Annotated in this window: 20 protein-coding genes; 3 read left to right on the plus strand and 17 right to left on the minus strand. The window is 73.3% G+C overall.

Going from position 1 to position 24,005, the window contains the following annotated elements; translation table 11 throughout:
• Positions 1-3 precede the first annotated feature (3 nt).
• The 11 genes from AC3X7R_RS08650 to AC3X7R_RS08700 all read right to left on the minus strand — a co-directional run bounded on the left by AC3X7R_RS08650 (position 4) and on the right by AC3X7R_RS08700 (position 13,594).
• Positions 4-1,611 carry an acyl-CoA carboxylase subunit beta gene (locus AC3X7R_RS08650; RefSeq protein WP_489965209.1) on the minus strand — a complete coding sequence of 536 codons (1,608 nt, stop codon included), beginning with the start codon at positions 1,609-1,611 and terminating at the stop codon, positions 4-6.
• Positions 1,608-2,777, minus strand: coding sequence for an acyl-CoA dehydrogenase family protein (locus AC3X7R_RS08655; RefSeq protein WP_489965210.1), 1,170 nt, complete (start codon positions 2,775-2,777; stop codon positions 1,608-1,610). Before AC3X7R_RS08655 ends, AC3X7R_RS08650 begins: the two co-directional genes overlap by 4 nt.
• Positions 2,774-4,546: an acyclic terpene utilization AtuA family protein gene (locus AC3X7R_RS08660; RefSeq protein WP_489965211.1), complete on the minus strand. Its 1,773-nt coding sequence runs from the start codon at positions 4,544-4,546 to the stop codon at positions 2,774-2,776. The genes AC3X7R_RS08655 and AC3X7R_RS08660 overlap by 4 nt, the downstream gene beginning before the upstream one ends.
• Complete coding sequence (locus AC3X7R_RS08665) at positions 4,543-5,319, minus strand: TIGR03084 family metal-binding protein (RefSeq protein WP_489965212.1); 777 nt, start codon at positions 5,317-5,319, stop codon at positions 4,543-4,545. Before AC3X7R_RS08665 ends, AC3X7R_RS08660 begins: the two co-directional genes overlap by 4 nt.
• Positions 5,320-5,322: 3 nt before the next feature.
• Positions 5,323-5,958 (minus strand): TetR/AcrR family transcriptional regulator, encoded by a 636-nt coding sequence (locus AC3X7R_RS08670; RefSeq protein ID WP_489965213.1) that lies wholly within the window; start codon positions 5,956-5,958, stop codon positions 5,323-5,325.
• Between the two features lie 32 nt (positions 5,959-5,990).
• The gene (locus tag AC3X7R_RS08675) at positions 5,991-6,689 is read right to left on the minus strand and encodes a response regulator transcription factor (protein ID WP_489965214.1); all 699 of its coding nucleotides are present in this window, start codon (positions 6,687-6,689) and stop codon (positions 5,991-5,993) included.
• A complete protein-coding gene (locus AC3X7R_RS08680; RefSeq protein WP_489965215.1) occupies positions 6,686-9,214 on the minus strand; it encodes an ATP-binding protein in 2,529 nt (842 codons plus the stop codon). The genes AC3X7R_RS08675 and AC3X7R_RS08680 overlap by 4 nt, the downstream gene beginning before the upstream one ends.
• Positions 9,215-9,218: 4 nt before the next feature.
• A complete protein-coding gene (kdpC, locus tag AC3X7R_RS08685) occupies positions 9,219-9,803 on the minus strand; it encodes a potassium-transporting ATPase subunit KdpC (protein WP_489965216.1) in 585 nt (194 codons plus the stop codon).
• Between the two features lie 4 nt (positions 9,804-9,807).
• Entirely contained in the window at positions 9,808-11,727 is a 1,920-nt protein-coding gene (gene kdpB, locus AC3X7R_RS08690; protein ID WP_489965911.1) for a potassium-transporting ATPase subunit KdpB, read from the minus strand.
• A gap of 119 nt (positions 11,728-11,846) precedes the next feature.
• Positions 11,847-13,505, minus strand: coding sequence for a potassium-transporting ATPase subunit KdpA (kdpA, locus tag AC3X7R_RS08695; protein WP_489965217.1), 1,659 nt, complete (start codon positions 13,503-13,505; stop codon positions 11,847-11,849).
• Entirely contained in the window at positions 13,505-13,594 is a 90-nt protein-coding gene (locus AC3X7R_RS08700) for a potassium-transporting ATPase subunit F (protein ID WP_489965218.1), read from the minus strand. Before AC3X7R_RS08700 ends, kdpA begins: the two co-directional genes overlap by 1 nt.
• Before the next feature lie 169 nt (positions 13,595-13,763).
• On the opposite strand from AC3X7R_RS08700, the gene AC3X7R_RS08705 reads away from it, so the two are divergent.
• Positions 13,764-15,182, plus strand: coding sequence for a M1 family metallopeptidase (locus AC3X7R_RS08705; RefSeq protein WP_489965219.1), 1,419 nt, complete (start codon positions 13,764-13,766; stop codon positions 15,180-15,182).
• A gap of 4 nt (positions 15,183-15,186) precedes the next feature.
• Here the strand turns inward: AC3X7R_RS08705 and AC3X7R_RS08710 are convergent, their stop codons facing one another.
• The 4 genes from AC3X7R_RS08710 to AC3X7R_RS08725 are packed head-to-tail and all read right to left on the minus strand — an operon-like array spanning position 15,187 to position 20,184.
• Positions 15,187-16,215, minus strand: coding sequence for an LLM class flavin-dependent oxidoreductase (locus AC3X7R_RS08710; protein ID WP_489965220.1), 1,029 nt, complete (start codon positions 16,213-16,215; stop codon positions 15,187-15,189).
• Positions 16,216-16,268: 53 nt separating this feature from the next.
• A complete protein-coding gene (locus AC3X7R_RS08715) occupies positions 16,269-18,899 on the minus strand; it encodes an ABC transporter permease (RefSeq protein ID WP_489965221.1) in 2,631 nt (876 codons plus the stop codon).
• Positions 18,899-19,606, minus strand: coding sequence for an ABC transporter ATP-binding protein (locus AC3X7R_RS08720; protein WP_489965222.1), 708 nt, complete (start codon positions 19,604-19,606; stop codon positions 18,899-18,901). The genes AC3X7R_RS08715 and AC3X7R_RS08720 overlap by 1 nt, the downstream gene beginning before the upstream one ends.
• Entirely contained in the window at positions 19,603-20,184 is a 582-nt protein-coding gene (locus AC3X7R_RS08725) for a PadR family transcriptional regulator (RefSeq protein WP_489965223.1), read from the minus strand. The genes AC3X7R_RS08720 and AC3X7R_RS08725 overlap by 4 nt, the downstream gene beginning before the upstream one ends.
• A gap of 176 nt (positions 20,185-20,360) precedes the next feature.
• Here AC3X7R_RS08725 and AC3X7R_RS08730 point away from each other — a divergent pair, with 176 nt between their 5' ends.
• Positions 20,361-20,807, plus strand: a complete 447-nt coding sequence (locus tag AC3X7R_RS08730) for a DUF4282 domain-containing protein (protein ID WP_489965224.1) — start codon at positions 20,361-20,363, stop codon at positions 20,805-20,807.
• Positions 20,808-20,875: 68 nt separating this feature from the next.
• Entirely contained in the window at positions 20,876-21,661 is a 786-nt protein-coding gene (locus AC3X7R_RS08735; protein WP_489965225.1) for an SDR family oxidoreductase, read from the plus strand.
• 10 nt (positions 21,662-21,671) lie between these two features.
• On the opposite strand, the gene AC3X7R_RS08740 is transcribed toward AC3X7R_RS08735, so the two are convergent.
• Both AC3X7R_RS08740 and AC3X7R_RS08745 read right to left on the minus strand, forming a co-directional pair.
• Entirely contained in the window at positions 21,672-23,219 is a 1,548-nt protein-coding gene (locus AC3X7R_RS08740) for a hypothetical protein (RefSeq protein WP_489965226.1), read from the minus strand.
• Complete coding sequence (locus AC3X7R_RS08745; protein ID WP_489965227.1) at positions 23,203-23,922, minus strand: ABC transporter ATP-binding protein; 720 nt, start codon at positions 23,920-23,922, stop codon at positions 23,203-23,205. The genes AC3X7R_RS08740 and AC3X7R_RS08745 overlap by 17 nt, the downstream gene beginning before the upstream one ends.
• Between the last annotated feature and the right edge of the window lie 83 nt (positions 23,923-24,005).

The raw sequence follows: 24,005 nt of genomic DNA on the forward strand, positions 1-24,005 counted from the left end.
CACTCACATCCTGAAGACGCCGAAGCGGTCGGTGCCCTCGACGGGCACCGTGTCGATGGCTGAGAAGGCGATCCCGAGGATCGTCCGGGTGTCGCGCGGGTCGATGACGCCGTCGTCGTAGAGCATCCCGCTCAGGACGTAGGGCAGGGACTGCTCCTCGACCATCTGCTCGACGAAGGCGCGCATCCCGGCGTCGCCCTCCTCGTCGTACTCCTTGCCCTTGGCCTCGGCGGCGGCGCGCGAGACGATCGACAGGACACCGGCGAGCTGGGCCGGGCCCATCACCGCGGACTTGGCGTTGGGCCAGGTGAAGAGGAAGCGCGGGTCGTAGGCGCGCCCGTTCATGCCGTAGTTGCCGGCGCCGTAGGAGGCGCCGATCAGCACCGAGATGTGCGGGACGGTCGAGTTGGAGACCGCGTTGATCATCGCCGCGCCGTGCTTGATGATGCCGCCCTGCTCGTACTCCTTGCCGACCATGTAGCCGGTGGTGTTGTGCAGGAAGAGCAGCGGGGTGTCCTTGGCGTTGGCCAGCTGGATGAACTGGGTGGCCTTCTGGGCCTCCTCGCTGAAGAGCACGCCCTGGGCGTTGGCGAGGATGCCGATCGGGCGGCCGTGCAGCTGGGCCCAGCCGGTGACGAGCGAGGAGCCGTAGAGCGGCTTGAACTCGTCGAAGGGCACCTCGTTGCCGCTGCTGACGCCGTCGACGATCCGGACGATGACCTCGCGCGGGTCGAAGGGCTCCTTGAGGTCGGTCGGGATCAGGTCGAGCAGCGTCTCGGGGTCGTGCTCCGGCTCCGCGTAGGTGCGCTCCCCCTCGGGACGGGCCTTGCGCCAGTTGAGGCGGGCCACGATGCGGCGCCCGATCCGGATGGCGTCGCGCTCGTCCTCGGCGAGGTAGTCGGCGAGCCCGGAGGTGCGGGCGTGCATCTCGGCGCCGCCCAGCTCCTCGTCGTCGGTCTCCTCACCGGTGGCCATCTTGACCAGCGGCGGGCCGGCGAGGAAGACCTTCGCCTGCTCCTTGACCATCACGGTGTAGTCGGAGAGGCCGGGGACGTAGGCGCCGCCGGCGGTCGAGTTGCCGAAGACCAGGGCGATGGTCGGCTGGCGGCGGCCCGAGGCGCGCGCCAGGTCGCGGAAGATCTTGCCGCCCGGGATGAAGATCTCCTTCTGGGTCGGCAGGTCGGCACCGGCCGACTCGACCAGGGAGACCATCGGGAGGTTGTTCTCACTCGCGATCTGCGCCGCCCGGAAGGTCTTCTTCAACGTCCACGGGTTCGAGGCGCCCCCCTTCACGGTGGGGTCGTTGGCGCTGATCATGCACTCGACGCCCTCGATGACCCCGATGCCGCAGACGGTGGAGGCGCCAACGGTGAAGTCGGAGCCCCAGCCCGCCAGCGGGCTCAGCTCGAGGAAGGCCGAGCCCTCGTCGATCAGCAGCTCGATGCGCTCGCGGGGCAGCAGCTTGCCGCGCGTGTGGTGGCGCTCGATGTACTTCTCGCCACCCCCCGCCACGGCCTTGGCGTGCTCGGCGTCGAGGTCGGTCAGCTTGGCGAGCAGGCTGGTGCGGCGCTGCTCCTCCACGGTCGTCTCTTCCACGGTCGTCTCAGTCACTTCGTGTATCCCAACAGCTTGGCGGCAAGGTCAGTGAGTACTTCGGTGGCTCCGCCCCCGATGGGCAGCAGCCGGGCGTCGCGGTAGTGCCGCTCCACCTCGGTCCCGTGCATGTAGCCCGTCCCGCCGTGCAGCTGGACGGCCTGGTCGCAGACGTAGGTCGCGGCGTTGCAGGCGGTCTCCTTGGCCATGCAGGCGGCGGCGATGACGGCCTCGTTCGGTCCCCCGGCCGCGACGTACTGCGCGGCGACGGCGTGGGTGTAGGCCTTCGCGGCCTCCACCTGCCTCCGCATCTCCACCAGCTTGTGGCGCACCACCTGGCGCTTGATCAGCGGCTCCCCGAAGGTGCTGCGCTGGCGGCAGTAGTCGACGCTGAGCTCCAGGGAGCGCTCGGCGATCGCGTAGCCGTGGATGGCCAGCGCCATCCGCTCGACGACGAACTGCTCGGCGATGTACCAGAAGCCGGCGTTCTCGTCGCCGACCAGGTTGGTCACCGGCACCCGGACGTCGACGTAGCCCAGCTCGGCGGTGTCGGAGCTGTGCCAGCCCATCTTGGCCAGCTTGCGGTCGACGGTGAAGCCGGGGGTGTCGGTCGGCACCACGATCAGCGAGATGCCGCCCGCGCCGGGGCCTCCGGTGCGGACCGCGGTGGTGACGAAGTCGGCGCGGGTGCCGGAGGTGATGAAGGTCTTGGACCCGTTGATCACCCACTCCTCCCCGTCACGCCCTGTCACTCTCTGGGCGGTGGTGGCGATGTTGCCGACGTCGGAGCCGCCGCCGGGCTCGGTGATGCCCAGCGAGCCGATCAGCTCGCCGGCCAGCGTCGGGCGCACCCAGCGGTCGACCAGCTCGGGGCTGCCGTGCGCGGCGATGTGCGGACAGGCGATGCCGTGGGTGAAGAGCGCCGACATCAGGCCGCTCGAGGCGCCTTCGGAGAACATCCCCTCCTGCAGCGCCACGGTGTCGAGCAGGTCGCCGCCGCTGCCGCCGACGGACTCGGGGAAGCTGACGCCGAGCAGGCCGGCGGCCCCCGCCTTGCAGTGGAGCTCGCGCGGCAGCGCGCCGGCGTCCTCCCACTCCTGCAGGTGCGGGGCGATCTCGCGGCGGGTGAAGTCGGCGGCCATCTTCCGCAGCGCGTCGCGCTCCTCGGCGCTCGATCCGGTCACAGCAGGTCTCCTTGGATGTGGACGTGACGGGCGCGGACCCACTCGCCCAGGGCCTTGGCCTGGGGGTCGATCCGGGTGGAGGCGGCGACCCCGGCGCCCAGCAGCCCGTGGATCAGCACGTTGACCGCGCCGAGCTTGGGCAGCGCGAAGACCTCGACCTCGAGGTCGGCGGCCTCCGGCAGCAGCTCCTTGATCCGGGCGGGGGTGACGAACGCGGTGAGCCACTCGACCCGGGCGCGGTGCTTCTCCTCGTCGGTGGAGGCGTCGTCCCGGGCGACCCAGAGACCGAGGTTGGCGTTGCCGCCCTTGTCCCCGGAGCGCGCGTGCACGAAGGTGCCGAGCGGCACCTTGCGGGTGACGGTCTCGGGGGGCGCCTCGGGCGACCCGGTGCTGAGACCGGCCCGCGGCACCGCGGCGAGCTCGTCGGCGGCGAGGTACGTCGCCGGGTCGGCGATCACCTCGCGGGTGCCGTCGGCGTGCACGACCGTGTGCTCGACGGCCGCGCGGTCGACGTACTCCGGGCGGTAGATGCCGTACGGCGTCGCCGGTCCGGGCGGGGCCATCAGGGTCAGGCCGGGGAACGAGCCGAGCGCCACCTCGACCGCGGGGGCGGTGAAGCCCTTGCCCGCGACCTTGGGGTCGGCGTCCAACGCCATCACCCGGAGCACGCAGGAGGCCAGCTCCTGGGAGTCCGGGTCCTCGACGGGCGGTGCGGAGCGGGACCAGGCCACCGTGGCCGGGGCGTTGTCGCCCCAGGCCGCGACCATCTGCTCCTTGACCCACGCCTCCTTGGCGTCGATCTCCAGCCCGGTGAGCAGGATCTCCATGCTGTTGCGCCAGCCGCCGAGCTCGTTGACGCAGACCTTGAGGGTGGCCGGCGGGGCCTCGCCGCGCACGCCGGAGACCGCGACCCGGTCCGGGCCCTGCTGGGTGAGCTCCACGGTGTCGAGCCGGGTGGAGACGTCGGGGTTGAGGTACGTCGTGGACTGGATCTCGTAGACCAGCTGCGCGGTGACGGTGTCGACGGTGACCGCACCGCCGGTGCCCTCGTGCTTGGTGACCACGAACGAGCCGTCGGCGGCGATCTCGGCGAGCGGGAAGCCCAGGGGCTTGGCCCGCAGCGCCGGGTCGATCCCGGTGAACCCGGAGAAGTTGCCGCCGGTGGCGTGCGTGCCGCACTCGATCACGTGGCCGGCGACCACGGCGCCGGCGAGCTCGTCGTGCTGCTCGGGGGTCCAGCCGTGGTGGAAGGCCGCCGGGCCCACGATCACCGAGGCGTCGGTGACCCGGCCGGTGACGACCACGTCGGCGCCGCCGCGCAGCGCGGCGACGATGCCGAAGCCGCCCAGGTAGGCGTTGGCGGTCAGCGCGTTCGGGAAGCCGAGCTCGGCCGCCCTCGGGCGCAGGTCGTCGCCCTCGACGTGGGCGATCCGGGCGTCGAGACCCAGGCCCGTGGCGACCTCGCGGAGCTTCTCGGCCAGCCCGGCGGGGTTGAGCCCGCCGGCGTTGGCGACGACCTTGACGCCCTTCTCCAGGGCCAGCCCCAGGCACTCCTCGGCCTGGCGGACGAAGGTCCGCGCGTAGCCGAGGCTCGGGTCCCTCATGGTGTCCTTGCCGAGGATCAGCATGGTCAGCTCGGCCAGGTAGTCACCGGTCAGGTAGTCCAGCTCCCCTCCCTCGAGCATCTCGCGCATCGCGGAGAGGCGGTCGCCGTAGAAGCCGGAGCAGTTGCCGATCCGCACGGGCTGCTGTGTGGGGGAGGCCGTCATCGGGCGGCCCTGCCTTCCCCGGCCGGGCCGGCGAAGCACTGGGCGAGGTCGAGCCACCGGTCGGCGTCGGCACCGGTGGCGACCAGCGCGGTGTCGGCGCGGTGGATCCGCTGGGTGGCCAGCAGGCAGAGGTCGTACGCCGGACCGGTGACGGTCTGCGCGGCGTCCTCGGGGCCGTAGCTCCAGGTCTCCCCCGACGGCGAGACGAGCTCGACGCGGAACTCCTCGGCCGGCTTCTCCAGCCCGTGCTGGGCGAAGGAGTAGTTGCGGGTGCGGACGGCGAGGTGCGCGACGTGCTTGATCCGGTCGGTCGGCTCGGGCTCGGCGCCCAGCGCCTGGTGCACGTCGAGGGAGTGCGCCCAGGTCTCCATCAGCCGGGCGGTGGCCATCGAGGTCGGCGACATCGGCGGCCCGAACCAGGGCAGCTTCTGCCCCTCGGGGACGTCGCGCAGGGTCTGCGCCAGCGCGGCCCGGGCGGTGCGCCAGCGGGCGAGCAGCTCGGCGGGGTCGACGGCGCCACCGGTGAGCGCCCTCTCGTCGACGTACCCCTCGGGGTTGCCGATCGCGCCCATCACCTCGGCGTCCCAGGCCTCCTTGTCGGTCGCCGCCTTGACGGCGACCTCGTCGGTCCAGGCGAGGTGGGCGACCTGGGTGGCCACGTCCCAGCCGGTGGCGGGCGTGGGGGTGCGCCACTGCTCGGGGGCGAGCGGGGCGACCAGCGCTTCGAGCCGGTCACCCTCCGCGGTGAGGTCGGCCAGAACGTCGTCCAGCAAGGGTCAGGCTCCTTCGGTGGTGGGGTCGGTGGTGGGGGCGGCCAGCGCGGCGTCGAGGGTGACCGCCCACTGGTCGAGGATCCGCTCGCGACGACGGGTGTCGTCGGAGAAGGTGCTGGCCAGGCCCAGGCCGCGCAGCAGGTCGAGGGTCGCCTGGACCAGCTCGCGGGTGCCGGGCGCGCTGCCGTCGACGCCGAGCGCCGCGGCGGTCAGCCGGTGGGTCTCGCGACCGACCCGCTGCTCCAGCGGCTGGACGGCGGCGAGCAGCTGCTCGTCGGTGCGCGCGGCGACCCACAGCTCGAGGGCCGCGGCGAAGACCGGTGAGGTGAAGTGGTCGGCGAGGATGCCCAGGACCGCGCGGGTCCCGTGCTCGCGGCGCGCGTCCTCCCCCAGGACGGCGGCCAGCTCGGAGGCGCGCTTGGCGGTCAGGTGCTCGACGGCGGCGACGACCAGGTCGTTCTTGGTCGGGAAGTGGTGCAGCTGGGCGCCGCGGGAGACCCCGGCGCGCTGGGAGACCAGCGTGGTCGAGGTGCCGGAGAAGCCGCGTTCGACCAGGCACTCGACCGTCGCCTCCAGCAGGCGCGCCCGCATGGCGCGGGTCCGCTCCTCCTGCGGGACGCGGGTCGGCTGGTCGGTCATGTGCTCAGCCTGCGGCACGAACTAACAAACAGTCAAGCCTGACTTTTTGTTGCTTCCTGGATGACGAAGCGATAACCCATCCCCGGCTCGGTGAGGAAGAGCTGCGGATGCGCGGGGTCACGCTCCAGCTTGCGGCGGATGCTGGACATGTGGACCCGCAGGTAGTTGGTCTGCCGGTCGTAGCGCGGGCCCCAGACGGCGTGCAGCAGGTCGCTCTGGCGCACCAGCCGCCCGCGGCGACGGACGAGGTGCTCGACGATCCGCCACTCGGTCGGGGTCAGCCGGACCTCCTGGCCGTCGCGGCGCGCCACGCAGTCGCTGACGTCCAGCGCCAGTCCGTCGACCTCCACCCGGAGCGCCGGGGACTCGGCTCCGGCCCGGCGGGTGGCCGCACGCACCCGGGCCAACAGCTCCTCGATCGAGAAGGGCTTGGTGATGTAGTCGTCCGCCCCGAGGTCGAGCGCTTCCACCTTGTCGTCGGACTCGGTGCGCGCCGAGACCACGATCACCGGCACCTCCGCCATCGCGCGCAGCCGGCCGAGCACGGTCACCCCGTCGAGATCGGGCAGGCCGAGGTCGAGCAGCACCACGTCGGGCACCTGCTCGTCCACCGCCTGCAGGGCCGAGCGGCCGTCTCCGGCGGTCTCCACCTCGTAGCCTCGGGCCCGCAGGTTGACCCCGAGGGTACGGCGGATGGCAGGGTCGTCGTCGACCACCAGGACACGGGTCACGAGAGCTCCTCCTCGAGGTCGGGTGACAGGGCGGGCAGCTCCAGCACGAAGGTCAGGCCGCCGCCGGGGGTCTCCTCGGCGCTCAGCGTCCCACCCATCGCCTCGGTCAGGCCGCGGGCCACGGCCAGCCCCAGCCCCACCCCGTCCTCCCGGGGCACGTCGCCGAACCGCTGGAAGGGGTCGAAGAGCCGGTCCCGGTCGCCGGAACCGACGCCCGGCCCGGTGTCGGCGATCCGGAGCACCACCCGGTCGCCGGCGAGGGCCGTCGCGTCGACCCGGATCCCCGCCGTCGCGGCCGTGTGCTTGAGCGCGTTCTCGCAGAGGTTGGCCAGCACCCGGTCCAGCAGCCCGGGATCGGCCAGCGCCACCAGCTGCTCGTCGACCGCGACCTCGACCCGCGCCGACCCCGGCAGCGGGGCGAGCGCGTCGTGCACGGCGTCCGCGAGGACCACCTCGGCGCTCCGTGGCCGGATCGACCCGGTGTGCACCCGGCTCATGTCCAACAGGTTGGTGACCAGGCCGATCAGCCGGTCGGTCGCCTCCTGGATCGTCGTCAGGAGCTCGCGCTCGTCCTCGGGCGACCACTCCACGTCGGGGCTGCACAGGCTGTCCACCGCCACCTTGACCGCGGCCAACGGAGAGCGCAGGTCGTGCGAGACCGCGGAGAGCAGGGCGGTCCGGGTCCGGTCGGCCTCGGCCAGTCGCAGCCGCTCCCCCTCCCCCTCGGTGGCGCGGCGGCGGTCGGCCATCACGCCGGCGTAGGCGGCGTAGGCGTTGAGCAGGCTGCGCTGGGAGGCGGGCAGGTTGGAACCGGCCAGCGCCAGCGTGCTTCGCTCGTCGATGGCCGCGGTCACGTCGGCGGCCTCGCGGTCCCGCGGCGCCCTCCCCCAGGTGGCCACCGCCACCTCCGCCGTGCCCGTGCCGTCCTCACGCCGGAAGATCGCCGCACCGTCGGCGTTCAGGAGCTCGCACGCCGAGGCGAGCAGCCCGTCGGTGTCGTCGGTGGCGTTGAGCAGGCTGTGGGCGAGCACCGTGAGCGCGTCGGCCTCGGCCCGGGCCCGGGTCGCCTGGGCCGAACGGCGGGCTGCGTCGCCCACCACCGTGGCCACCGCGATGCCCACCATCAGGAAGAGCGCGATCGTGACCGCGTTCTCCGGCTCCGCGATGGTCAGGGTGTCCACCGGCGGGGTCAGCAGCAGGTTGAGCAGCAGGCCGCTGGCGAGGGCGGAGACCAGGGCCGGCGCCAGCCCGCCGATCAGGGCGGTCGCCACCACCACGACCATCAGCACCATCGCCTCGGTGGGCAGCGCGTGCAGGTCCTGGGTCCAGCGCAGCAGCAGGCTCACCAGCAGCGGGACGAGGATCCCGAAGACCAGGCCCACGGCTCTGCGTCGACGTCCCAGGCCCTCGGGCGGGTGCGACCTCGCCACTCCCTGGCGGGCGTGCTCGTGGGCGACGATGTGGACGTCGATGTCGCCGGAGCCGGCGACCACGCGCTCGCCGACCCCGGGGCGCAGCAGCGTGGAGACCCGGCCGCGCCGGCTGGCGCCGATGGTGATCTGGGTGGCGTTCTCGGCGCGGGCGAAGTCCAGGATGGCCTCGGCCGGATCGTCCCCGACCACGGTGTGGAAGGTGCCGCCGAGCTCCTCGGCCTTGCGTCGCAGGCTGATCAGCGTGTCGGGGGAGACGCCGGTGAGACCGTCGTTGCGGGTGACGTAGAGGGCACGCCAGCCCGCCCCCGAGGAGCGCGAGGTGATCCGGGCGGCCCGGCGCATCAGGGTGGTGGACTCCGGTCCGCCGGAGACCGGGACGACGATCCGCTCGCGGGTGGCCCACGTGGAGTCGATCTGGTGCGCGTCGCGGTAGCGCTCCATTCCCTCGTCGACCCGGTCGGCGAGCCAGAGCAGGGCCAGCTCGCGCAGCGCGGTCAGGTTGCCCTCCCGGAAGTACTGCGAGAGCGCCGCGTCGACCCGGTCGGCGCTGTAGATGTTGCCGTGCGCCATCCTGCGCCGCAGCGACTGGGGGCTCATGTCGACCAGCTCGATCTGGTCCGCGGAGCGCACCACGTGGTCGGGCACCGTCTCCCGCTGGCGGACGCCGGTGATCGACTCGGTCACGTCGTTGAGCGACTCCAGGTGCTGGATGTTGACGGTGGTGACCACCTCGATCCCGGCATCCCGCAGGGCCTGCACGTCCTGCCACCGCTTCTCGTGCCTGCTGCCCGGCACGTTGGTGTGCGCCAGCTCGTCGACCAGGGCCACCGCCGGGCGTCTGGCCAGGACGGCGTCCAGGTCCATCTCCTCCACCACGGTGCCCCGGTAGCCGATCGCGCACCGCGGCACCACCTCGAGTCCCGCCGCGGCCTCCGCGGTGCGGGGCCGCCCGTGGGTCTCCACGTAGGCCACCACCACGTCGGTGCCGCGCTCGACCCGGCGGTGACCCTCGTCGAGCATCGCGAACGTCTTGCCCACCCCGGGCGCGGCTCCCAGGTAGACCCGGAGCCTCCCGCGTTCGCCAGGCCTCATGGCGTCAGTCTCCACCCTCGTCCGCCCGCAGCACCGCCAGGTTGAGCTCCAGCACGTTGACGCCCGGCTCGCCCAGGAATCCCAGGCTGCGCCCGTCGGTGCTGGCCTCCACCAGGTCACGCACCTGCTGCACGTCCAGGCCTCGAGCCGCCGCCACCCGGGGCGCCTGGATCGCGGCGTACTCCGGCGAGATGTGCGGGTCCAGGCCGGAGCCGGAGGCGGTCAGCGCGTCTGGCGGTACGTCGTCGGCCTGCACCGACTCCCGCGCCGCGACCTCGGCGCGACGCTCCTCGATCAGGTCGAGCAGGTCGGTGTTGCTGGGTCCGAGGTTGCTGGGAGCGGAGGCCAGGGTGTCGTAGTCGTTGGCCGAGGGACGGGAGTGGAACCACTCCTCTCCCTCGAACTGCTGACCCAGCAGGCGGGAGCCGACGACCTGCCCGTCGTGGCGCAGCGGCTGCCCCTCGGCCCGGTCGCCGAGCGCCTGGCCGGCCGCCCAGACCGTCACGGGGTAGGCGACCCCGAGGATCACGGTGAAGACGAGCAGGGCCCGCAGGGCGGTGAGTGACTGGCGTACGAAGTCGGTGTTCATGTGATCAGCCAATTCCTGGGATGTGGGAGACGACGAGGTCGATGAGCTTGATGCCGACGAAGGGGACGAGGACGCCGCCCAGCCCGAAGACGAGCATGTTGCGACGCAGCACCTGGGTGGCCGAGGCCGCCCGGAACCGGACGCCGCGCAGGGCCAGCGGGATCAGGAAGACGATCACCAGGGCGTTGAAGATCACCGCCGACAGGATCGCCGACTGCGGTGTCGCCAGGCCCATCACGTTGAGGGCGTCCAGGGAGGGGTAGGCGGCCACGAACATGGCCGGGATGATCGCGAAGTACTTCGCGACGTCGTTGGCGATGGAGAACGTGGTCAGGGCGCCGCGGGTGATGAGCAGCTGCTTGCCGATCTCCACGATGTCGATGAGCTTGGTGGGGTCGGAGTCCAGGTCGACCATGTTGCCGGCCTCCTTGGCCGCCGCGGTGCCGCTGTTCATCGCGACCCCCACGTCGGCGGCGGCCAGCGCCGGCGCGTCGTTGGTGCCGTCGCCGGTCATCGCCACCAGCCGTCCCCCGGACTGCTCACGGCGGATGTAGGCCAGCTTGTCCTCCGGAGTCGCCTCGGCGAGGAAGTCGTCGACCCCGGCCTCGTCGGCGATCGCCCGCGCGGTGAGGGCGTTGTCGCCGGTGATCATCACCGTGCGGATGCCCATCGAGCGGAGCTCGGCGAACCGTTCGGCCATCCCCTCCTTCACCACGTCCTTGAGGTGGATGACACCCAGCACCCCCGAGTCGGTGCCCGCACCGCAGCGAGCCACCACCAGCGGGGTGCCCCCGGCGCGGGCGATCTCGTCGACCACGTCGGCCATCTCGGCCGCGGGCCCGGCGCCCAGCCACGCCGCCACCGCGGAGCCCGCCCCCTTGCGGATCTGGGTGCCGTCGGCCAGGTCGACCCCCGACATCCGGGTCTGCGCGGTGAACTCGACGAACGTCGCACCAGCCGGCAGGTCCCGGTCGTCGGCGCCCAGGCTCAGCGCCAGCTCGACCACGGACCGACCCTCCGGGGTCTGGTCGGCGAGGCTGGAGAGCCGCGCCGCGGCCAGCAGCTCCGCCTCGCTCACCCCCGGAGCGGGGATGAACCGGGCGGCCTGCCGGTTGCCATAGGTGATGGTGCCGGTCTTGTCCAGCAGCAGCGTGGAGACGTCGCCCGCTGCCTCGACCGCGCGGCCCGACATGGCCAGCACGTTGACCCGCACCAGCCGGTCCATGCCGGCGATGCCGATCGCGGAGAGCAGGGCGCCGATGGTGGTGGGGATCAGGCAGACCAGCAGGGCCACCAGGACGACCAGGTCCTGGGGCGCCCCGGCGTACTCGGCCATCGGTGCCAGCGTGGCGACGGCGGCCAGGAAGACCAGGGTCAGGCTGGTGAGCAGGATCGAGAGGGCCACCTCGTTGGGCGTCTTGCGCCGCGAGGTGCCCTCCACCAGGGCGATCATCTTGTCCAGGAAGGTCTCCCCCGCGGCCGCGGTGATCCGCACGACGATCCGGTCGGAGAGGACCCGGGTGCCGCCGGTCACCGCGCTGCGGTCCCCTCCGGCCTCGCGGATCACCGGCGCGGACTCCCCGGTGATCGCCGACTCGTCGACGCTGGCGATGCCCTCGACCACGTCGCCGTCGCCGGGGATCACCTCACCGGCCTCCACCACCACGCGATCCCCGACGAGCAGCTGGGTGCCGGGCACCGCGGTCTCGTGGCCGGCCGCGTCGAGTCGCCGGGCGACCGTGTCGGTCCGGGCCGCCCGCAGCGAGGCGGCCTGGGCCTTGCCGCGGCCCTCGGCCACGGCCTCGGCCAGGTTGCCGAAGACGACGGTCAGCCACAGCCACACCGCGAGCGCCGCGGTGAAGACACTGGGCTCCACCACCGCGGCCACCGTGGTCACGATCGATCCCAGCCAGACCAGGAACATCACCGGGGAGCGCCAGAGGTGGCGCGGGTCGAGCTTGCGCAGCGCCTCGGGGAGCTGCGCCAGGCCTTGGGCGACCAGCTGGCGGCCGGAGACGGACTGGGCGGTGGACTGGGCGGTGCTCATGCGAGTGCCTCTGCGATCGGTCCGAGGGAAAGGGCTGGGAAGTAGGTGAGCGCGGTCATGATCACGATCACGCCGACCACGAGGCCCACGAAGAGCGGCTTGTGGGTCGGCAGCGTGCCGGCGGTGGCCGGGACCTTGCCCTGCTCCGCCAGCGATCCGGCGAGCAGCAGGACCATCACGATCGGCACCAGGCGGCCGAGCAGCATGGCGAGCCCGAGGGTGATCTGGAAGAAGTCCGAGGTCACCGTGATGCCGCCGAACGCGCTGCCGTTGTTGTTGGCGGCGGAGGTGTAGGCGTAGAGCACCTCGCTGAACCCGTGCCCGCCCGGGTTGCCCATCGCGTCCGGCGTGGAGTCCAGCGAGATCGCGAGGCCGGTGCCGACCAGCACCAGGGCGGGGGTGGTGAGCGTGTAGAGGGCGACGTAGGTCATCTGCCGCGAGCCGATCTTCTTGCCGAACAGCTCAGGGGTGCGGCCGACCATCAGCCCGGCGACGAAGACCGCGAGGATCGCCATCATCAGGATCCCGTAGAGCCCCGTCCCGACGCCGCCCGGGGTCACCTCGCCGAACATCATGTTCATCAGCACCATCCCGCCCCCGAGCGGGGTCAGCGAGTCGTGGCTGGCGTTGACCGCGCCGGTGGAGGTGCCGGTGGTGGCGACCGCGAAGAGCGCGGAGGCCCATTCGCCCAGGCGGGTCTCCTTGCCCTCCATCGCGGCGCCCGCCGCCTGTGCGGCGTCCGACCGGGCGCCGACCTCGGCGGCGGTCACGACCACGAGCGAGAGGGTGACCAGCACGCCCATCGCGCCGAGCACCGCCAGACCCTGGCGACGGTCGCCCAGCAGGGTGCCCATGGTGCGGGTCAGGCAGACCGGGATGAGCAGGATCAGGAAGATCTCCAGCAGGTTGGTGAACCCGCTGGGGTTCTCGAACGGGTGGGCGGAGTTGGCGTTGTAGAAGCCACCGCCGTTGGTGCCGAGCTCCTTGATCGACTCCTGGCTGGCCACCGGTCCGCCGGTCAGCACCTGGCTGTGGCCGGCGAGGGTCTCCATGCCGGTGTCGGAGAAGCTCTGCACCACTCCGCCGAGGATCAGCAGCAGCGCGCCGACGAAGGCGATCGGCAGCAGGATCCGCAGCGTGCCCCGGGTCAGGTCGACCCAGAAGTTGCCCAGCGACCCGCTGCGCACCCGGACGAAGCCGCGGATCAGGGCGACCGCGACCGCCATGCCGACAGCCGCGGAGAGGAAGTTCTGCACCGCCAACCCGGCCATCTGCACGGTGAAGCCGAGGGTCGACTCGCCGGCGTAGGACTGCCAGTTGGTGTTGGCGACGAAGGAGGCCGCGGTGTTGAAGGACATCCAGAGGGGGACTCCTGGCAGGTCCCTGCTCATCGGCAGGTGCGCCTGGGCCATCTGGATGACCATCAGCAGCGCGACCCCGACCAGCGAGAAGCCGAGCACGCTGACGGCGTAGGAGCGCGGGCTCTGCTCGACGTCGGGGTTCACCCCGGTGAGCCGGTAGACGCCGCGTTCGGCCCGCAGGTGCCGGGCCCCGTCGTAGACGCGGGCCATGTAGTCGCCGAGGGGGACGTAGAGGAGGGCGAGCAGCCCGAGGAGGGTGGCGATCGAGAGGAGGCCGGAGACGGTGTCGGACACTAGAAACGCTCCGGGAGGATCAACGCCGTGAGCAGGTACGCCGCGATCGCGAGGACCGCCGCGATCAGGAGGCCGGTTGCAAGACTCATGCGACCAGCCAAGCCGCGAGCAGAGCTCCGGGCGCCGATGTTGACGCGATCTTGACGCCTCTTGACGCAGTCTTGTCGAGTCACTCCGGCGACCCTGTCGCCGGGCCGCGGACAGGGCTACCGTCGAATCCTCGGGCGTCGTCCACCGGCGTCGGGCAGGAGGCTGGAGATGTCCGTCCGTCACAGGCGCACGATCGTGGGAGCCGTGGTGGCCGCCCTGCTGGTCACGCTGCTGGCCACCCGCAGCGCAGCCGAGTCCCCCGGCGGCCCCGGCGCGGGCGACCCGTACTTCCCGCTGGCAGGCAACGGCGGCTACGACGTGAAGCACTACGACCTGACCCTCGACTACACCCCGCCTCGCGCCGCCCCCGGGCGGCTCAGGGGCCGGCTGGACGCCGTGGCCAGGATCCGGATGGTGCCGACCGAGCGGCTCACCCGGTTCAACCTCGACCTGCGGGGCCTGCAGGCGCGGTCGGTCGAGGTCGACGGCCGCCCGGCGCGGTTCCGCCAGGTCCGCGACCACGAGCTGGTGGTCACCCCGCGCTCCTCGCTGCGCCCGAGGCAGCGGCACACGGTGGTCGTGCGGTACGGCGGCACGACCGGCCGTCCGAGGGACATCGAGGGTGCCCTCTACGGCTGGGTCACCACCCGCGACGGCGCCATCGTGGTCAACGAGCCGGACGGCGCTCCCACCTGGTTCCCGGCCAACGACACGCCTCAGGACAAGGCCACCTACCGCTTCGAGGTCACCGTGCCGAAGGGATTGGCCGTCGCGGCCAACGGGCTGCTGGAGAGCCGCCGCACCCACCACCGCCGGACCACCTGGGTCTGGGACGCCCCGGACCCGATGGCCTCCTACCTGGCCACCGCCACGATCGGTGACTTCCGGATGAGTCGCTCCACCGTCTCCGGCGGCCTGCCGGTGATCGACTTCCTCGACCGGGACCTCCCCGCCGACGACCGGCGGGTGAGCCGGGCGACCCTGGCCCTGACGGGTCCGATGGTGAGGTTCTTCGAGGCCCGGTTCGGCCGCTACCCGTTCGTCGCCTACGGCGCCACCGTCGACGACGACTCGGTCGGCTACGCGCTGGAGACCCAGACCCGGTCGGTCTTCAGCGAGGTGGCACGCGAGTCGACCGCCGCGCACGAGCTGGCCCACCAGTGGATGGGGAACCAGGTCGGCCCGCGCCGCTGGTCCGACATCTGGCTCAACGAGGGCTGGGCGGAGTACGCGTCGTGGCTGTGGACCGAGGCCCGCGGCACCACCACCACGCAGGAGGCGTTCGACGAGGTGCTGGCCAGGCCGGCCGACGACGACTTCTGGACGACCGTGGTCTCCGACCCGGGGCGCGACGACCTCTTCGCCGACGCGGTCTACGAGCGCGGCGCCGCCACCCTGCACGCGTTGCGCCAACGGCTCGGCGACGAGACGTTCTTCCGCCTCGCGAAGACCTGGCTCCGGACCCACGGGGGCGACGTCGCCACGACGGAGCAGTTCCGCCGGCTGGCGGCCCGGGTCAGCGACCAGGACCTGGAGGCGTTCTTCGACACCTGGCTGGACACGCCCGCCAAGCCGACGACCTGGTGAGGCGTCAGCCGACCAGAAGCCGCAGCGTCTCCTCGCGGGCCGGGGTCGCGTCGGCAGGCGTGCCGGCGTAGGAGCCGGCGACCGGGTGGACCATCACCTCGTCGACGCCGAACTGCGCGGCGAGGTCGGCGATCCGGGTGCGCGCGGTGGCGGCGTCGCCGATCACCCACCGGTTCATCATGCCGCGGGCGATCCCCTGCTGGCCCTCGGCGAGCTCGACCTTCTCGGCCTCCTCGACCAGCGCCTGCGGGGTGAGTGTCCCGCCGGTGACGATGGCGAGCATCTGCAGCACCTGCGGGCGCACCAGCCGCCGAGCCTCCTCCTCGGTCTCGGCGACACAGGCGTTGACGGTGAGGAAGGTGCGCGGCTCGGGGAACCGCTCGGAGGGCTGGTAGGAGGTCCGGTAGAGCTCGAGCGCCTCGGCCGTGCCCTGCCCGGAGAAGTGGTGGGCGAAGACGTAGGGCAGCCCGCGGGAGGCGGCCAGCCGGGCGGAGTAGTCGGAGGAGCCGAGCAGCCAGATCGGCGCGACCGACGCGGCCTTCGGCGTCGCCTTGAGCGGGTGCTCGCGGCCCTTGAACGCCATCGCCGCGCCCTGCTCGGACATCAGCACGCCGATGTCGTCGACGTACCGCGGGAACTCCGCCACCGGGTCCTCGCCGCCGGCGCCCTGGCGCAGCGCGTAGCGGGTCAGCTGGTCGGTGCCCGGCGCCCGGCCGATGCCGAGGTCGATCCGGCCGGGGTACGCCGCCTCGAGCAGCGCGAACTGCTCGGCGACCACCAGCGGGGAGTGGTTGGGCAGCATCACGCCGCCACTGCCGACCCGGATCCGCGTGGTCGCGCCGGCGACCATCGCGATCAGCAGCGGCGGGTTGGTCGCGGCGACCGCCGGCATGTTGTGGTGCTCGGCCAGCCAGTAGCGGGTGTAGCCGAGCTCGTCGGCCACCTTCGCCAGGGAGAGCGTGGCGTTGATCGCATCGCCGGTGGTCTGGTCGCTGCGCACCGGGACCAGGTCGAGCACGGACAGGGCAGGCATGGCGGGGTCGGTCACCCCGGGTCAACCCCGTGGACCCGGGGTGACATTCCCCCTCACTCCAGCCGCGCCACCATCGGCAGGCGTGAGCGGGCGCAGAGCCCGACCACCGCCGCGGTCAGGAGCGGCAGCGCCACCACGACGGCGGCGATCATCAGCCACGGGACCTCCACGAACGGACCCACGGAGACCTCCCCGGTGGCGCCGTAGGAGCGGGTCAGCGGGAAGGCGACCGCGATCCCCGGCACCAGCCCGACCAGCGCCCCCAGCACGGCGCCGACGAGCCCGACCACCAGGGCGTACGACGCCGCCACCGCCCGCCGGGTCCGGGGTGCGGCGCCCACCGCCGCGAGCGTCGCGAGGTCGGGGCGCGCGTCGCTGAGGGCCAGGAAGGTGACGGTGAGCGTGCCGCCCACCATCAGCACCCCGCCCAGCGCCGCGAGCACCCAGACGACCCAGCGCTCGGCAGGATGTGGCGCGTAGCCGCGCTCCACGTAGAACCCGGCGTACTCGCCCGTGGCCGCGACCGCCTCGTCGAGGTCGGCGGCGGTCTGCTCCGGGATCGGCGCCCCGGTGACGTGCAGGGCGACGGTCGACACCTCCATGCCCAGCTGCTCGGCCACCTCGGTGGGGACCACGGCCGGGACCGGGTATCCGCGGGTCTCCACCTGGACGAAGGTCGCCGGCAACGTCTCGGGGCCGAAGATCGTCGTCTGCTCCATGGCCTGGTCGTCCCACACGCTGCCCTTGACCCGCACCTGGTCGGCGTCGACCGGGTCGGCCGTGAAGACGACGACGCGCCCCGCGGCCAGCGCCCGGTCGCCGCGCTCACGCTCGGCCCCGCTCAGGTCGCGCAGCACCGCGGGCAGCTCGTCGGCGACCAGGCCCGACGTGCCCAGGTTCCCGCCCGTCCACTCCAGGAACCAGTCCGATCCGCGCTCCCCGGGCAGCCGGTACCCGACCTCGACGTAGCCCTCCATCAGCTCGGGCACCCCGACCACCGGGGTCACCGTCGCCGCCGGCAGCTCCCGGCGCACCACCTGCTCGAGCTGCTGCCACACTGCGGGCGTCGACTCGACGGCGGTGACGATCCCGTCGCCGTGCGGCAGCTGCGGGGCGTAGGTCGCCTCGTTCTCGCGGGCGTCGCTGCTGGTGCTGATGCCCAGGGCCACCACGCCGCAGACGGTGGCGGCGACCGCGGCCACTGCGGGCACGGTCCTGGTGCGGTGACGCACCGCGTCGCGCACGGCGTACCGCAGGGGCAGGGGCAGCCGCCCGCCCACCCGGGAGAGCAGGCCGAGGACCACCGGCACGATCAGCACCATGCCCAGGACCGAGACGATCGCCGACCCCGCGATGAAGGCCTCGCCGCCGGAGTCCTTCCCGGCACCGACGACGGCGCCGGCCACGCCCGCGCCCAGCAGCACCACCCCGAGCAGGGGCGAGCGCGTCGAGGGCGCGGCGTCGCCACGCCGGCCGGCGAGCACCGCCACCACGTCGGTCCGGGAGGCCAGCCAGGCGGGCGTCGCGGCGGCGAGCAGAGCCGCCAGCAGGCCGCAGCCCGCGACGACCGCCACCAGCAGCCACGGCACGTCGAAGGGTCCGAGCCAGGAGCCGCTGTAGTGCTGCACCACGGGGAGGATGCCGCGCGCCAGCGCGATCCCACCCAGCGCCCCGACGGCGGCGGCGAGGCTCCCCAGGACCACCGCGACCGCCAGGATCGCGCCGCGCGCCTGGGCGGGGGTGCCGCCGACGGCGGCCATCAGCGCCAGCGTCCGCGACTGGCGACGGGCGGTCACCGCGAAGGCCGGGCCGGCGAGCAGCACCACCTCCAGCAGCACCATCACCACGACCAGCACCAGCACCGTCATCGCCTCGTCGCCGCTGCCTCCGCGCACCTCGGAGGCGACCGCGGAGTCCGGCGGCGGGTCGTGCAGGACCGCGCGGGAGAGGACCCTGGCGCCGCGCTCGTTGACGGCCCGCACCTCCTCCCACGTCACCTCACCGGCGTCGACCAGCCAGCTGACGGGAGTTCCGGTCGCGGACGGCGGCGCCTCGGGCGTGAAGAACGTCGGGAACTGCTTCGTCACCGCGTCCTCGCCGACGCCGACCACCTCGTAGGTGGTGCCGTCGGCCAGGGTGAGCGTCTCGCCGAGCCCGGGGCCCCGGTCGGCGAGGGCCCGGTTGACCAGCGCCTCCCCAGCCGTGGCGGGCAACCGGCCCTCCTCGAGGGTGGCCAGCCCCTCGGTGAGCGGATCGGCCAGGTCGAGGTAGGAGGCACCTGCCCGGACGACACCGCGGTCGGTCTCCACCCGGAGCTGGGTGCGGCGCCACTCCACGGCCCGGACGTCGCGGTCGAGCACCTGCTCCAGGGTGCCGAGGGTGAACCCGACCCCCTCGCCGTGGCCCTCGCCTGTCCCCATGCCGGTGTCGGGATCGGGGGTCTGGCTGACCCGGGAGGAGTAGCCGTCGAACTCGACCAGCGCGTCGGCCGCGCCGAGCCGGCGCTCCAGCGCCTCGGTCCCGGTCACCTGTGCGGTGGCGGTCAGCACCAGCGCCGTGGTCACCGCGAGCACGGGCAGGGCGATCAGCACCAGCACCAGGGCGCTGCGCGCCCGGGCTCGTCGTACGTCGCGCCAGGCCAGCCGCAGCAGGGGTCGCCAGCTCCGCAGCCACGAGCCCGGCATCAGCGGACCTCGACCAGGTCGGCGGCCGACTCGTCGACGACCATCCCGTCGCGGAGGAAGACCACCCGGTCGGCCCAGGCCGCGTGCCGGGGCTCGTGGGTGACCAGCACCCCCGCGGCGCCGGCGTCGCAGCGCTCCCGCAGCAGGCGCAGGATCTCCTCCCCCGTCTCGGTGTCCAGCGCCCCGGTCGGCTCGTCGGCGAGGATCAGCCGTCGCTCGCCGACGATGGCGCGGGCGATCGCGATGCGCTGCTGCTGGCCGCCGGACATGTCGTCGGGGAAGCGGTCGGCGACCTCGAGGACGCCCACCTCCTCCAGCGCGGCCCGGGCCTGCCGGCGGGCCTGCGCGGAGCGGACCCCGCCGAGCTCGAGGGGCAGGGCCACGTTCTCGGCCGCGCTCAGTGCCGGGATCAGGTTGAAGTCCTGGAAGACGTAGCCCACCGACGTGCGCCGGAGCCTGGCCCGGCCGGCGAGGTCGAGGTCGGCCAGGTCGACGCCGTCCACGGTCACCGTGCCGCCGGTGGGCTGGTCCAGCCCACCCGCGACGGTGAGCAGGGTGGACTTGCCGGAGCCGGAGGGTCCCATCAGCGCCACCAGCTCGCCCGCCTCGGCGTGGAAGCTGACGCCGCGCAGCGCCTGCACCTCGGCGGCGCCGGTGCCGTGGACGCGGGTGACCGCGTCGAGTCGCAGGAACGGTGCGTTGCTCATCTGGTCCCCCGGGTGGTCGGTGCGGCACTGGTCGTGGTGCTGGTGGCGATCCGCCGGAGGCGGGCCTCGCAGTGGTCGAGCCAGCGGATCTCCGCCTCGGCGGCGAAGACCAGCGAGTCCAGGACCAGGCTCCAGGCGAGGTCCTCGGGCGCTGTCGGCTGCGCGGCCCGCCCGCCGCGCTTGAGCCGGGTGCGCTCCTGGAGGGCGGCCATGGTGGCGCTCCGCTGCTGCTGGATCAGGGCCGTGACGTCGACGCCGGGCAGGGTGACGGCGATCGCCAGCTTGATCGCCAGCTCGTCGCGGGGCGGCGGCTGCTCGCGCGGGACCGGCGTGGTGAACCAGTCGCGCGCGGTCTCCCGCCCCTCCTCGGTGATCGTGTAGACCACGTGCCCCTCGTCGTCGGCGGCGCCGTCGCTCTCGACGAGGCGGTCGCGCTCGAGGCGGGCGAGGGTGGTGTAGACCTGCCCGATGTTGAGCGGCCAGGTCGCGCCGGTGCGCTGCTCGAACTCCGTGCGGAGCTGGTAGCCGTACATCGGCCCCTCCTCCAGCAGCGCGAGCAACGCCTGTCGGACCGACATCGCCGTCCTCCCCTCCGTGTGCCTACTGAGTATGCATACCACGTATGCAGAGGCGCGCGGTGAGCCATGAGCGGCGCGTTTCAGCCCGGATGTGCCGGGGCAGGAGGCCCCGCGACCACTACGCTGCGCGCAGCCACATCAGCAGTCCCGGCACCCCGGGGGAAGAGGGAGCATCGATGTCCACCTACGGAAACCCGCCCGAGAACCCGTACGGCCAGGGCGACCCGCAGGGCGGCCAGCCCTACGGCGACCAGCCCACCGCGCCGTACGGCGCCCAGCCCGCCGACCCCTATGCCGGCTACGGCGGCTACGGCGGCGACCCCAACCTGCCGCAGGGCCAGTCGGACAAGGGGTTCTTCGGCAGTCTCTTCGACTTCTCCTTCACCAGCTTCATCACCCCCAAGGTGGTCAAGGTCGTCTACGCCCTGGCGGTGGGCCTGATGGTCCTCTTCTGGCTCTTCTTCGTGCTCGCGAGCTTCGTCCAGAGCGCCGGTGCCGGCCTGGCCGTGCTGGTCCTGGGACCGGTCGTCCTCATCTTCTACCTGTGCCTGATCCGGATGACGTTGGAGTTCTACGTCGCCATCGTCCGCATGAGCGAGGACATCCACGAGCGCCTGCGCTGAGCCGCGGGACGTCCCGGCCCGCGAGTCCCGAGGGGGCCGGGACGTCCCGGTTTGTCACACTGGCGCCCATGACCCAGGCGCGCAGCACCCCGAGGCCCACCCTGATCACCGGCGCCAGCAGCGGTCTGGGCGCCGAGATGGCCCGCCAGCTCGCCGACCGGGGCCACCCGCTCGCCCTCTGCGCCCGCCGCACCGACCGGCTCGAGGAGCTGCGCGACGAGATCCGGGCCGCCCACCCGGGCCACCCCGTCCACCTCCGCGCCCTCGACGTCAACGACCACGACCAGGTCTTCGACGTGGTCCGCGGGTTCCGCGACGACTTCGCCGCCGAGGGCCTGACGCTGGACCGGGTGGTGGTCAACGCCGGCATCGGCAAGGGCGCCCCGCTCGGCACCGGCCGCTTCGACGCCAACCGCGAGACCGCGATGACCAACTTCGTCGGCGCCCTGGCCCAGACCGAGGCCGCGATGGAGCTCTTCCGCGCGCAGGGCAGCGGCCACCTGGTGGTCGTCTCCAGCGTCTCCGCGGTCCGCGGGATGCCGAAGTCGATGACCACCTACGGCGCCACCAAGGCGGCGGTGGCGCACCTCGCCGAGGGGCTGCGCGCCGAGCTCCACGGCACGCCGATCAAGGTCACCGTGCTCTACCCCGGCTACATCGCCTCGGAGATGAACCCGACCGGCCCCGGCTCCACCCCGCCGCCCCTGCTCGCCTCGACCGAGCGCGGGGTCCGCTCCATGGTCTCGGCGATGGAGGCCGAGCGGGCCTCCGCCTACGTGCCCGGGCTGCCGTGGGAGCCGCTGGCGCGGGTGCTGCGGCACGCACCGCTGCCGCTCTTCCGCCGGCTGGTCTGAGCCGGACGCCTCAGGCGGCCACGGTGGTGACCACCAGGGCCCGCGTCGGGGCATCCGCCCACCGGGCCGCCGCGCGGCGCCACCTGACCCCCGACCAGGCCAGGAGCGGGACCGCCACGGCGACGCTCACCCAGCCGGGCGCCGTCCACGACAGCGCGGAGAAGACCATCGCGGTGACCGTGGTGCTGGTCGCCAGCCGGGCGGAGTAGCCGACCATCACCACCGGAGGGGCGGGCGTCGCGCGCGCCGAGCGCAGGTCGACGGAGAACGGCCGCCGGATCGACCAGGTCATCGCCACCGCCACCACCTGCGCGGTCACCACCAGCAGGGCGCAGAGCAGCGCCGTCACCTCGGCGCCGGTGGGAGGGCCCGCGCGCAGGGACGCGAGCAGGACGGTGACCAGCGCCGCGCACAGGAGCCACTCGACCATCACCTGGCTGCGGGCCCGGAAGACCAGGGCCGGCTCCACCGGGAGGCTCTCGCGCCACAGCCCGCCTCGCCCGTCGAGCGACCAGGCGTTGACCCCGAAGAGCAGGACGCCGCCGCTGACCACCAGCCCCGGCAGGATCACCACCATGTCCCAGGAGAGCGCGCCGGCGAGCGCGACCAGGCCGGGGCCGACAGCCAGCACCCCGAGGCCGCGGCGCATCGGGACCGCCCGCCAGACCGAGGCACGGTCGATCCGCACCAGCATCCCCAGCTCGGAGCGCGGGGTGCGGCGGGCGGGAAAGCTCGCGCTCTCGACGCGCTGCTCGTCCCGGGCCTGCCGCCGGGCCGTGGCGTGCGCCGGAACCGCGCCGAGCACCACGGCCAGCACGACGACCGTCGCCTCGAAGGCGACGGCGGCGAGCCACTCCAGGGACCAGCCGCCCACCCCCGCCACCACCAGGGTCAGCGTCGGCAGGGCGTCGAGCACCGGTCCCCACAGGTCCGCGAGCTGGAGCCAGAAGGCGACGCCGGCCACCCCGGCGCCGAGGGCCCGGACCACGCCGACGCCGTGGGGGCGGCGCCGCAGCGCCTCCGTCGTCCAGGCCAGCACCTGGGCGACCGCGGTGGCCAGGGCGAGCCAGAGCAGCAGCACCAGCTGGAGCGGGAGCAGCCCGTCGGGCCCCTTGCCCCAGGCTGCGGCCCCGAGCAGGAACCAGGCCTGGATCAGCCAGGCGATGTTGAGCGGCGCCTGCAGCAGCGCGCCGAGGTGGTCGGTGGTGGGGCTGACCGGGAAGGCGACGGCCTGCGCGTGCGGCAGCAGCTCGCGGCCGCCCCCGGAGGCGACGGCGGAGACCACGGCCAGGGCCAGGAAGCCGGCCATGAAGGTGGGCAGCAGGAGCAGCACGTCGAGGCTGCGTCCCGCCTCCCGGCCCGCGCCGGGGGCGAAGGCGGGGACGACGAGGACCAGCGCGGTGATCCCGAGGAGCACCGTCCAGCCCAACCGCATCGCGCGGGGACGGCGTACCCCGGCGGCCCGGAAGCGGACGAGGTGGCGGGCGTCGGCCACCGGACGGACCACGAGCTCGTCCCAGGCGGCCGCGACCGGGCGGGCCTCAGTCGAGGAGCGCACGGTAGGCATCGGCGCCGACCTCCCCGAGGAGCTCCCCGGCGTCCAGGGTGGCGACCCGCTCGCCGCCGCGCAGCACCAGCGCCGAGCTGCAGACCTCGACGGCGAGCTCACGCAGGTGGGTGGAGAGGAGGACGCTCGCGCCCCGCGCCCGGGCGTCGGCGACCACCTCGAAGGTGGCCTCCACCCCGATGGGGTCGACCCCGTCGAAGGGCTCGTCGAGCAGCAGCACCTCGGGGCGGTGGAAGGCGGCCAGGATCACCGAGAGCCGGCGCCCCATGCCGTGGGAGAAGCCGGCGGTCACCCGGTGGGCCACGTCGCCGAGCTCGAAGCGCTCCAGCAGCTCGCGGGCCCGGGGCTCCCAGTCGGTCATCCGCCGCAGCCGGGCGGCGAGCTGGAGGTGCTCCCAGGGTGTGGCCCGGGGCACCAGGCCACCGACGTCGGGGCAGTAGCCGACCGCCCGCTTCACCGCGAGCGCCTCGCGCGCCACGTCGTGCCCGGCGACGACGACCCGGCCCTGGGTCGGGGGGACGACCCCGGCCAGCACCCGCATGGTGGTCGACTTCCCGGCGCCGTTGCGGCCGAGCAGGGCGGTGGACTGCCCGGCGTACGCCGCGAGCGAGACGCCGGCGACCGCCTCGACCTCGCCGAAGCGGACGTGCAGGTCCTCCACGAGGACGGCGGGCTGGGGGACGGCGTCGGTCACCCGCCGATTCTCACCGACCGCCGCCTCCGGCGTGGCAAAACATGGGACATGCGCGAGGGGAAGCGGGAGCACCGCTCCCGCTT

It is taken from the genome of Nocardioides sp. Z22_16, from assembly GCF_058134365.1.